This is a genomic window from Pradoshia sp. (assembly GCF_051873915.1).
Taxonomy (GTDB): domain Bacteria; phylum Bacillota; class Bacilli; order Bacillales; family Pradoshiaceae; genus Pradoshia.
The window spans coordinates 1-11,103 of the sequence record NZ_JBJEFJ010000099.1 but is presented as its reverse complement, the minus strand read 5'-3'; the positions used below and the strand labels follow the sequence as shown (position 1 = coordinate 11,103).

At 41.1% G+C, this 11,103-nt stretch carries 9 protein-coding genes; 7 read left to right on the top strand and 2 right to left on the bottom strand.

The genetic code is table 11. The features are described from left to right. Positions 1-1,088 (bottom strand): S1C family serine protease (locus ACI35L_RS09060; protein ID WP_439802713.1); only part of this gene is annotated, 1,088 nt, incomplete at its 3' end. A 402-nt stretch (positions 1,089-1,490) separates the two neighbouring features. Here ACI35L_RS09060 and ACI35L_RS09055 point away from each other — a divergent pair. From ACI35L_RS09055 to ACI35L_RS09025, 7 genes are all read left to right on the top strand, one after another. Next, positions 1,491-1,679, top strand: coding sequence for a hypothetical protein (locus tag ACI35L_RS09055; RefSeq protein WP_439802712.1), 189 nt, complete (start codon positions 1,491-1,493; stop codon positions 1,677-1,679). A gap of 471 nt (positions 1,680-2,150) precedes the next feature. Then, positions 2,151-2,699, top strand: coding sequence for an HD domain-containing protein (locus ACI35L_RS09050; RefSeq protein ID WP_439802711.1), 549 nt, complete (start codon positions 2,151-2,153; stop codon positions 2,697-2,699). 379 nt (positions 2,700-3,078) lie between these two features. Continuing rightward, positions 3,079-4,368, top strand: a complete 1,290-nt coding sequence (locus ACI35L_RS09045) for an ABC transporter substrate-binding protein (protein WP_439802710.1) — start codon at positions 3,079-3,081, stop codon at positions 4,366-4,368. Between the two features lie 119 nt (positions 4,369-4,487). Then, the gene (locus ACI35L_RS09040) at positions 4,488-5,348 is read left to right on the top strand and encodes a carbohydrate ABC transporter permease (protein WP_439802709.1); all 861 of its coding nucleotides are present in this window, start codon (positions 4,488-4,490) and stop codon (positions 5,346-5,348) included. Next, positions 5,348-6,163: a carbohydrate ABC transporter permease gene (locus ACI35L_RS09035; protein ID WP_049671102.1), complete on the top strand. Its 816-nt coding sequence runs from the start codon at positions 5,348-5,350 to the stop codon at positions 6,161-6,163. The genes ACI35L_RS09040 and ACI35L_RS09035 overlap by 1 nt, the downstream gene beginning before the upstream one ends. Positions 6,164-6,187: 24 nt before the next feature. Beyond that, complete coding sequence (locus tag ACI35L_RS09030) at positions 6,188-7,213, top strand: LacI family DNA-binding transcriptional regulator (RefSeq protein ID WP_049671101.1); 1,026 nt, start codon at positions 6,188-6,190, stop codon at positions 7,211-7,213. 466 nt (positions 7,214-7,679) lie between these two features. Beyond that, positions 7,680-10,073, top strand: coding sequence for a M14 family metallopeptidase (locus tag ACI35L_RS09025; protein WP_439802708.1), 2,394 nt, complete (start codon positions 7,680-7,682; stop codon positions 10,071-10,073). Positions 10,074-10,766: 693 nt separating this feature from the next. Here ACI35L_RS09025 and ACI35L_RS09020 read toward each other — a convergent pair. Continuing rightward, positions 10,767-11,103 (bottom strand): CAP domain-containing protein (locus tag ACI35L_RS09020; protein ID WP_439802707.1); only part of this gene is annotated, 337 nt, incomplete at its 5' end.

Genomic DNA, 11,103 nt, shown 5'->3' with positions numbered 1-11,103 from the left:
TCGATTTCATCCTCATCAGTTTCTTCTTCTAAATCAGATTCCTCTACTAAAGTATCATCATAAGCTTCCTCTGTATCTTCCTCTATCAGTAGGCTTTCATCTTCTTCGAGGTCTTCCTCATAATAATCGGAGTCATCATACATGTCATCGTAACCTTCATCATGATCGTATTCATAGTCATCATATTCACTATAATCTTCTTCAAATTCAGAGTCATCATAATCATATTCGTAATCTTCATAATAGCTATCGTATTCTTCTTCGTATGAACCACCGTCAAAATAACCTTCATTACCATAGAAACCCTCATAATAAAAGGCGCCTGCTTCATTGTAAAAGAGTTGATTTATCTCCTGTTCGCTCATTGGGGCAGAGGACCATTGAGTGACTGTGTTCATAATCTTGTAGAGCGGGATGCTGAAGCCAATATTGTCTTCGCCATTCATTTTGGCAGAGTTTATGGCAATCACTTTTTCCGTTTTTCTATCTAACAAGGGACCGCCGCTGCTGCCGGGCGCGAGGGGAGCTGATATTTGGTAAATGCCATCATATAAATGGGGCTCGATAACAAAGGTTCTATCTACGCCGCTTATATTTCCTAAAGTTGCTGAATTCTCTAGTCCTCTTGGGCTTCCGAGTGCAATGATTTCGTCACCTAATTGGGACTTATCAGTTGTTTCAAGAGAAAGGGGTGTATGATTAGCTAAATTTGGAACACGGATCAAAGCGATATCGACATCATTGCTGTAGCCGATGATAGTTCCTTGATGTTCCGTACCATTATGATCTTTTACGATGGCCGATGTATTTCCTTCTACGACATGTGCATTGGTGAGAATATCTCCGTTCTTATTGATAAGAAAACCGGAACCTTGAGAAGTTCCATTCGAAATCGTAAATACTTTCGAGAGTGATTCTTCAATTATTTGTGATACATCCTTAGGAGCGGTACTTAATTTCTGTGCGGCTGGCTTTGATGTTTCCTTTTTTGCTTCTTTCACGACTACTTTTACCTGCTCTTCTTTAACCTGGATGGGTTTTTCCGTTTGCTTTTTTTCATTGAAAAGATAGAAACCGTAAGAAGCCATTACGCATAGGCATAATGTCGTGATAAGTGCTAATCCCCATATGATTATTTTCTTAGATTTTCTTTCTGTCTTATTTCCACAAGCCGAGCAATATCTAGACTGACGCGAGAAGGGTTCACCGCATTTTGAACAATATATTTGAATCACTCCTTATAGGGTCTAATGTACTATGATAATAGTTTAATACATTTGGATATTATTTACAATAATTGGAATTTAAGTTTGGCGGATTTATTTTATTCATTTGAGGTTAAGGGATATTCGCAACGTCGTTTTTATGGTACTGACAATTCCTTCAAGCTTACCAATATATTGTGAGGTAGGTCATATTCCTTAGCGGGAATAGTAGAAAGAGGGGGTCTTCAGCTTTTGCTTTAACTATTTCTAAAGGAGGAAATGAACATGACCATTAGTAGTTTGTTAAAGCACGAATTCGTTGGAGAAGACAAGGAACATGTTTGCGACTTGATGAATGACTTTGTAGAGAACACAGAGAACAGGCATCAACTGGTTAAGATTCATGAGGTCACTTTTTCAAAAAGAGAGGGAAAAACAGTAGCGGTGATGGAGTATTATTTAGGTGACGATTAAGCTGTTAGTATCCACTTTTACCAGGATGATCATTTTTAGATTACTGTCTGGATAGGTGGGATGATGAGGGGAATTCTATTACTTATGATGAAAAAGCTAATGATGATACTGTTGTCATTCCGGATATATCACAAATTTGTGACCTGTCCGGTTTTGACAATCGGTGTTATTGGGGTGTCCCTGACTTAATGCCAGGCGCATGATATGATGTTAAAATCTATTCTTTAGTAAGCTTTTTATGTAAGAGTGGAGTTCTGCCTGATTTTTTGTGAATGTGGATGAGAATTTTGCGTATGCATCATCGGGCCTTTAAAGGCTCTTTTTTGTCGTCCTAGTGTATTTGAATTTAAACGAAAAAGGCAAGGCAATCGGGCGATAAGGTGGCTGAAGTAAATCCATTTGAAGAAATTGAGGAAATAATAGAAGTAAAATTCACTGAGGATATGAAAGAGGAAGATAGGAGGATTTAGTATGAATCTAACCGAAAAAGCCAAGATATTTGCTACCAAAGCACATGATGGACAAACGAGAAAACTCACGGGGAAACCGATGATTGGCCATCCTATCCGTGTTGCGGAAACCTTAAGAAAAGCGGGATTTTCAGAGGAAGTCATTGCAGCGGGCTATCTGCATGACACGGTGGAAGATACTCCTGTCACCATGGAGGAGATTAAACGCGAATTTGGGGAGAGAGTGGCAGAGGTGGTGGCCGGAAATACGGAAAACAAAGCCCATTCCTGGCATGATCGTAAGCAGCATACCATTGAAGCTATTAAAACCGCTCCTCTTGAAGTGAAAGCGTTAGTGGTGGCCGATAAGCTGGATAACTTGCGCTCACTTGCTGAAGACATCAACGATGCGGGAGAGGGGATATGGGCAAAATTCAAAAAAGGCCGAGACGAGCAGAAATGGTATTTCACGGGTGTGGCGAAGCATATGCGTGATGGTCTTGATCCTGAGGAAATCCCAGCCTTTTTCGATGAGTATGAACAGCTGGTCCATACATTTTTTAATCAATAAGCGGCTTTTGTCGCTTTTTTTGTTTGCTCAGGAGTTGCATACCTAGCACTTCCTGAGCACGGGTAGAATGAATATGGAAATTTGAGATTGCTAGAGATGTTACTGGAATTTTATTGAATAAACAACATTAATATAGTAAAAACCTATGCAATCACTTATTGATTTCAGTAAAGTTTGAATTTTTAAACATAATAAAATAATAAAAAAAGCTTTGAACTTCCTATATTATTATGATAAATTTTAAATGTAAGGTTTATGCAAACGTTTTCATTATGTGCAAGCATTTTAGTATTTTGAAAGAGTAATATTCTTTTTATTTACATATTGTTGAAAGCGTTTTCTTAAACCTAAAACATCATAGAAAAGAGAGGGTAAAAGTATGAAACGTAAAAAGTGGTATGCAGGTGCTTTATCAGCTTCGCTATTAGCAACAGCTATCTTAACGGGATGTTCATCGGATAGCTCCTCATCTAGCAGCGGAGACAAGGTTACTATTGATGTTTTCCAATTTAAAGTAGAGTTTAAAGATCAATTTGAAGCAGTGGCAGAAAAGTATGAAAAGGAAAATCCAAATGTAGATATTAATATTACGACAGTCGGCGGCGGAGAGGATTATGGTGCAGCATTGAAATCGAAATTCGCTTCCGGTAAGGAACCGGCTATCTATAATGTTGGCGGTCCGCAGGATGTGGAGGACTGGAAGGATAAATTAGCGGATTTATCGGATACAGAAGCCTCTAAAGCAGCGTTAGAGGGAACTCTTGACGGTGTCACAACAGATGATAAAGTACTTGGCCTTCCATATAACCAAGAAGGATACGGCTTGCTTTATAACAAAGAGATCTTCAAAAAAGCCGGTATTAAGGCAGAGGAAATCACCACAACAGAAGCACTTGAAAAAGCTGTTAAAACCATTGACAGCAAAAAAGATGAACTTGGTATTAAAGCGGTATTCGCTCTACCAGGTAAAGAAAAGTGGGTAACAGGCTTGCATTCCTCCAACGTGTTCCTTTCTCCTGAATTTGACGAGAACATCATGAATGCATATAACGCTGACAGCGTTGATTTCAAATATGGCGATCAATTCAAATGGTATATTGATCTCTCCAATAAATATTCCATTCAGCCAACAGTCAGTCTTGACTATTCTCAACAAGTTGAAGAAAACTTCTCTCTTGGTAAGGTAGCCATGATTCAACAAGGTAACTGGGTATACAGCTCCATCGAAGGGATTGACGAGGAATTCGCCCAAGAAAACGTTGGTATCCTGCCAATTCCTGTAGAAGGCTATAAAGAAGATTCTCTTCCAGTCGGCATTCCAATGTACTGGGGCGTAAACAGCAACAAGGATGAAAAAGTGATTGAAGCATCCAAAGATTTCTTAGATTGGTTGTACACATCTGATGAAGGTAAGAAGACCGTTCTTGAAGACTTCAGCTTTATCCCTGCTTATGAAGGCTATGATTCCAGCAAAATCGCGGATCCAATCTCCAGAGAAGTCTATGAATATGCGACTGAGGGCAAAACAATTGGTTGGGTATTCATGGGCTATCCAACTGGTTGGGGCGAGAACAAATTGGGTGTAAACATCCAAAAATATTTAAGTGATGAAATGACTTGGGATGAATTAGTCAAAGAATCACAAAAATCTTGGACAGAAGCTCGATAATATTCGGATAACGAAAAACGGCAAAACAAAGTAGAACATCTTGGGCTACTTTGTTTTGCTGGATACATTGTTTAATGAATATTAGAAGGCATTCCTGTCATGAATTTGGAGGGGTAATAATGCGTACTCGCAGTTTTTCCTACTGGCTATTTCTAACACCTGTTCTCGTATCGCTATTTTTGGTCGTCCTTTTACCGCTAGGACTCGGAATCTTTTATTCATTTACAGACTGGAATGGAATTCAGACAACTGCTTTTGTAGGGTTCCAAAACTATATCGGTATTTTCCAGGAGAAAGAATTCGTAGATGCCTTGTGGTTCACCGTGAAATTCTCCCTCGTATCGATCATTTTAATTAACGTGATTGGTTTAGTATTGGCCTTAATTGTTACTTCAAGAATCAAATCAAGTAATTTCCTTCGGACTATATTCTTTATGCCGAACCTAATTGGCGGGTTAATTTTAGGATTTATTTGGCAGTTCATTTTCACGAAAGCCTTTGACGCGGTGGGTGTAGCCTTGGGTTATGAAGGGCTGCAAGGTTGGTTATCTACTTCTTCTACAGGATTTTGGGGATTAGTGATCCTGATGAGCTGGCAAATGGCTGGCTATATTATGATTATTTACATTTCCTATCTTGAAAGCGTTCCAGAAGAATTAACTGAAGCTGCCGAGATTGATGGAGCAAACTATTTCCAAAAGCTTCGTGCGATTATTTTCCCTCTCGTTGCACCGGCATTTACAGTTAGTATGTTCTTGACGCTGTCCAATACATTTAAGCTATATGATCAGAACTTAAGTTTAACAGGCGGCGGTCCTTATAATTCCACGCAAATGGTGGCGATGGAAATCTTCCAGACAGCGTTTAAAGAAAGTGATATGGCCTATGCATCAGCAAAAGCCGTTGTCTTCTTCTTAATTGTCGCATCCATCAGCTTGACACAGGTGTACATCAACAAGAAAAGGGAGGTTGAGTTGTAATGCGCAGAAAGCATAACTGGCCTTTAGAAATCATCGGGATTATGTTGGCTTTACTTTGGCTCTCCCCATTTTATATCATGATTGTCAACTCCTTTAAAACGAAGAAGGAAATGTTTACAGATGTCTTAAATCTTCCGGAAGCCCTTAATTTCGACAACTATGTAGAAGCCTTTAAACAATTGGATTTCCTGAAGACACTCTTTAATTCCGTCTTCATTACCGTTGTGAGTGTCGTGTTGATTATTCTCTTTTCTTCCATGGCAGCGTATGCTCTTTCACGGAATAAAAGTAAGGTGAGTACAGTTTTATTCTTTGTATTCGTGGCAGCGATGCTGATCCCTTTCCAAACCGTTATGATTCCATTAATCTCGGTTTTTGGTAAGTTTGAAATGCTGAACCGTGCAGGGTTAATCTTTATGTACGTTGGTTTTGGCGCCAGCTTGTCCATCTTTCTGTACCATGGATCGTTAAAGGGGATATCCCAATCATTGGATGAAGCAGCAACGATTGATGGGGCCAACAGATGGCAAATCTTTTGGCATATTATCTTCCCAATATTGAAGCCTATTACGGTTACGGTCGCTATCTTGAATACGATTTGGATTTGGAATGACTATTTGCTGCCTTCCCTTGTCATTAATCAGGATGGCATGCAGACTCTACCACTTAAGATGTTCTTCTTCTTTGGGGAGTATACAAAACAATGGCATCTTGCCCTTGCTGGATTAACCTTGGCCATTCTTCCGGTCATTATCGGCTACTTCTTTGCGCAAAAACAAATTATTAAAGGTGTATCCGAGGGTGCCGTGAAATAAGGATACAGGAACGGAGGTAGGGCATTGGCGGATGTAACGATTAAAGATGTTGCCAGAGAAGCGAATGTAGCACCATCCACTGTATCAAGGGTACTCAAGGATAGCCCGCATATCAGCAGTCAAACAAAACGCAGAGTCCGGAAAGTGATGGAACGGTTGGGGTATACCCCTAATTTCCAGGCTCAAAGCTTAGTCGGGAAAAGCACACAGACCATTGGTGTCATTATGCCTGACACAGCGTATCACGCTTTTAAGAATCCGTTCTTCTCGGTCGTTCTTCGCGGGATTAGCCGTAGAGCCAATGAGCAGAAATATGGACTATATTTATCGACCAGTTATACACGAGAAGGAATCTATGAAGAAGTGGTTTCGATGGTACAAGGAAAAAGGGTAGACGGGCTCATCCTCTTGTATTCTCGTAAAAATGATGAGGTCATTGAGTTCCTGAAAGAGGTTGATTTTCCTTTTACGGTGATAGGCAGACCGCTCATGCATGAAAACAGCATTACGTATGTCGATAATGATAATGTGACCGTCGCCAAAGACGTGACAAATTATCTCATCAAGCTTGGGCATAAACACATTGCCTTTATTGGCGGAAACGAAAACTTTGCCGTAACCGTTGACCGCTTAAAGGGATACCGGGATGCCTTAGAGGAGAGTGGAATTCCATTCTGCGAAGATTATTTGATTGATGAACAGCTATTTAATGATCATGGGTTCGAATCGATTAAAAGCCTAATGGAACTGAAACCTATCCCAACAGCCATCATTGCCCAGGATGATTTGACTGGGTATGAGATCTTAAGCTATCTGGAAAAACTCACTATTCGTGTACCAGAGGATGTCTCCATCATCGGGTTTAATAATCAAACACTCTCTCAGCATTCAAAACCACCTTTGACGTCTGTGGAAATCAATATTCCTCGACTAGGTATTGAAGCAACGAATTGTTTAATCGAAAAGATTAAGAACCCGAATACTTTTGCAAAGCGGGTTACGATTCCAACTGAGTTTAAGGAGCGGGAATCGTGTAGAAAGATAGAATAAGCATTCTTTTGGCCACCTTTCTTATGAAGGGTGGCTTTTATCATGTGCCGGATGTGATTAATAGCTAGAAGGAGTGTATCCATTATGGGTTGAGACAATGAATCTACAACCGATGAATAACGGGACACGAATCTGGTTCAAAAGTCTATTCGGGAATCTATCATTAGCCTTCGTCAAAGAGATTCCATCAATATGATAACTATTATTCTGTTCTATTCTACATTAATCGCTACTCCGTTTGCTTATTGCTCTTTTAGGAAACTAGTATTCACCGGTTTACAGGGTGAAAAGGCGGGGGCTAAAGGGTGGTTTATTCACTCTGTGTGTATTGAAATGGACACTTTTATCCAGTGGTTAAGTGTATAGTCTCATTTTTGCCATGACAGCAGATTGCGACACCATATTCTATCAATTTTATATAGATTTTACTCTATATAGCGCAAAAAAAGTAGAATGGGGTGTATGTATGAAGAAGAAGCAGGCAAAGAAAGGCTTTGCCAAGTTATTAGTACTTTCTAGTTTCACATTGGCGTCCTTGTACCCGGTGGGGGCGATGGCGAATACGGCTGTGAATGATCAAGCCGTTGTACCAATCGCCAAGGAGGAAACGTCATCCATCGTCAAATTGGTCATCCCGGATCGCAAAACATTCGATAAGATGCAGGAAATGGGGGTCGACCTGACGCATAGTGTGCATGAGCATGATGGCGTGATTGAAGCGGATGTCGTTGTGACTCCTACTGAGCTTGCAACACTAGAAATGTTGGGTGTGAAGAAGAAAGAGACCATTGTGACGGAATCCCAGTGGAGGGGGAATGTAGCGGAACGTAACACATCTCAGGCGCTCGAGCAGGAACTAGCCTCTGAAATAGATACATTAAAGGTATTACGGGCCAATTATTTTACCAACCAGTCAGGGGATTTCCTTTACTTGGAGGTCAAATCCAGTGCGGGAGAAACAGCCAGCACCGCTTTGACGGCAAAATGGAAGGAAGGCGACAGTGAAAAATCGGCGACTCTTTCAAGGAAAGTGGATTATGGACAGTATCTATACCACACCATTTTAATCGAAGTCGATGAGATTCCGAGGGAAGTAACCATTGAATCGAATTTGGGAGGAAAGACGTCCAAAAAGCTGACGGAATGGCTTGGCGACCTTCCTGATGAGCCGAACGACCATTACGTGAAGGACTTTGTTGATCATTATATGGATCCAAATGAATTATATGAGAGAGCAGAAAGCTTGGCCGAGGAATTTCCTGAGCTGATTGAAATTGTGGAGATGCCGTACAAAACGAATGGGTACCGCAGGCACGCCCAAGCCACAATCGGGGAGATGAGCAATAATGCCATCGTTCTGACGTCCAAGGCTTGGGGACATAAGGGAGGAAATGATCTTTCCGTCGAGCTGGTGAATCCGAATAAGAAGAATGCCAACCTGAAAGTAACGGTTAAAAAGAATGTCATTACCGTCCAATTAGCGACGAATAGAGACAAGGAAATAACAACGACAGCAGCTCAGGCAGTTGCGGCGATTAATAGCCAGGCAAAATCAGTGGTAAGCGCCACAACGTATCGAGGAAATGCGGGAGCGGGAGTCCTGTCTGCGGCATCAGCGCAGCTGACAGACGGATTGGATGCACCTGAATCTGTTTCACGCGAGCCGCAAACGATGAAGGTCATCCGCATCGGGAAACAGAAGAACGGCACGAAGCCTGGAGTACTCGCTTATTCCCAGGAGCATGCCCGTGAATGGGTGACACCACTCGTGACAATCGAGACAGCAGAGCGCTTAGTCCGAAATTATGCCCATGATAAGCCAACGAAACAATTGGTCAATAATCTGGATATCTTCCTGATTCCGACGATGAATCCGGACGGGGCCAATTACAGCTTCTATGACTATAATATGCAGCGGAAAAACATGAAAAACCATTGTGGTCCAACCCAAAGTGATCCTGGTTATCAAAACTCTTGGGGTGTTGACCTGAACCGAAACTATACAGCGGGATCCGTGTATGACGGCTTTATCGGAGCATCGACATCCTGCACAAGCTCGACTTTTGCAGGTCCTGAAGAAGGCTCTGAAGTGGAAATGAGAAATATGGCCTGGCTTGTTGATGAATACAGCAATATCAAATTTGCGATGAACGTTCATAGCTATGGCGGATATTTCATGTGGTCTCCAGGATCGTATGATGCTGAAAGGAACACATTGCCACGCCCGACTGCTGGAGAGGAAGCTTTTTATTGGTCCGCATCCAGTCACATTCTTAATAAAATCCAAGACCACCGCGGAACCGTCATCCTCCCTGGAAGGACTGGCCCGATTCCAGATGTATTGTACTCAGCAGCAGGTAACTCAGCTGATTATCTATGGTATGAAAAAGGCATCTTTGCCTGGAACTTCGAAGTCGGTGCTGACCTTTATAATAAGTCCACAAAGAGATGGGAAGCTGTAGGCTTCCAGCCGACTTTTGAAGAAGGACATGAAGAAGCGATGGAATTCTCCAACGGTCTGATCGGATTGATGGAGGTTGCCCATAATCAGGCAAAGGACAAAACAAATCCACGCACAATCGCCGACCCGGGAAGCGGCACATATAAGGATAAAGTGGATGTATCCTTCATTACGAGCGAACCGGCGACCATCTATTACACATTAGATGGCAGCCGACCAAACTTTGATTCTCCGAAATTGATGCTCTCTGGTGTGAGGGAATCAGCCGAATCGATCGAAATTACCGAGACAAGCACCCTCAACTGGTTCTCTGTCGATATCGCTGGAAATATCGAAAATAATTATAATCCATTCGGAAATGGCAAAAAGTATAATTCTGCTACATTTAAGATTAAATGATTCAGGAAATGAGGCAACCCAAGTGTTTATTGGGTTGCCTACCTTTATTTTAGGCAAATCAAAGTTAGAGTGGCATCAGCATCTATTTTAATGTTGATGGCTGCGTACTTTAAAAATCTACAAGTTTTTAGTTGATCACAATAGAATTGTGGTGATATACCTTGATGCCAACAACCATAATTGAATTAGGTATACTGATTTTCATTTTTATAGGGTTGAATGTTTTGGCACTATTTCTTACTAGCTTCAAAAAAATGCTAAGAATCATATCATGGATTATTTTAATAGCCGGCATCACCTTTTACTCCATTAGACCGTTCCTAGTGGATTTGCAAACAAAATCTGCTATTGAGAAATTGGATACGCATTTAGAAAGAGTTTTTCCCGAAGATCATTGGGAAGTGACCGATTCAGATGATTATCGATTAACCAATGAAAAGAAACTCTTTGTTATATTCGAAAATGAACCTAATGTCACTTATCTATATAACATCAATAAGCAAACGGTTACTCAAGTAGATAGGTGGACGAAATCTGAGAAGTCACTACACTCAGAGAACATCATACCTACCCACAAGGAATAGGTTATACCTTGATAGCAGCTGCTAAACTGTCCTCCTGCTTGCAGAACTATGTATGGATAAAAGATAGTAGGAATTTATTCATTCCTACTATCTTCAGTAGGAATATTCCTTACTTAGAAATAAACTGCTGTGTCCAAATATGTCCGTTTTTCGCGTAGCCTACGCCAATATGGGTGAACTTTGTGCTCAAAATATTGGCTCTGTGACCGGAGCTATTCATCCACGCCTTAACCACTTGCTCTGGTGTGGATTGTCCTTTAGCGATATTTTCACCGGCAGCTTTATAATTAATGCCGAAGTTCTTCATCATATCAAATGGAGATCCGTATACAGGGCTGTTATGACTAAAGTAATTATTATCTCTCATGTCCTCTGACTTGTATCTGGCTACTCTAGCAAGCTCCCAATCATATTTCAATTCTTTGAGACCTTGTTTCGTTCTTTCT

Coding starts and splice junctions, on each gene's coding strand:
- ACI35L_RS09045 (WP_439802710.1), top strand. CDS start 3,079: ATGAAACGTAAAAAGTGGTATGCAGGTGCTTTATCAGCTTCGCTATTA.
- ACI35L_RS09050 (WP_439802711.1), top strand. CDS start 2,151: ATGAATCTAACCGAAAAAGCCAAGATATTTGCTACCAAAGCACATGAT.
- ACI35L_RS09035 (WP_049671102.1), top strand. CDS start 5,348: ATGCGCAGAAAGCATAACTGGCCTTTAGAAATCATCGGGATTATGTTG.
- ACI35L_RS09040 (WP_439802709.1), top strand. CDS start 4,488: ATGCGTACTCGCAGTTTTTCCTACTGGCTATTTCTAACACCTGTTCTC.
- ACI35L_RS09055 (WP_439802712.1), top strand. CDS start 1,491: ATGACCATTAGTAGTTTGTTAAAGCACGAATTCGTTGGAGAAGACAAG.
- ACI35L_RS09025 (WP_439802708.1), top strand. CDS start 7,680: ATGAAGAAGAAGCAGGCAAAGAAAGGCTTTGCCAAGTTATTAGTACTT.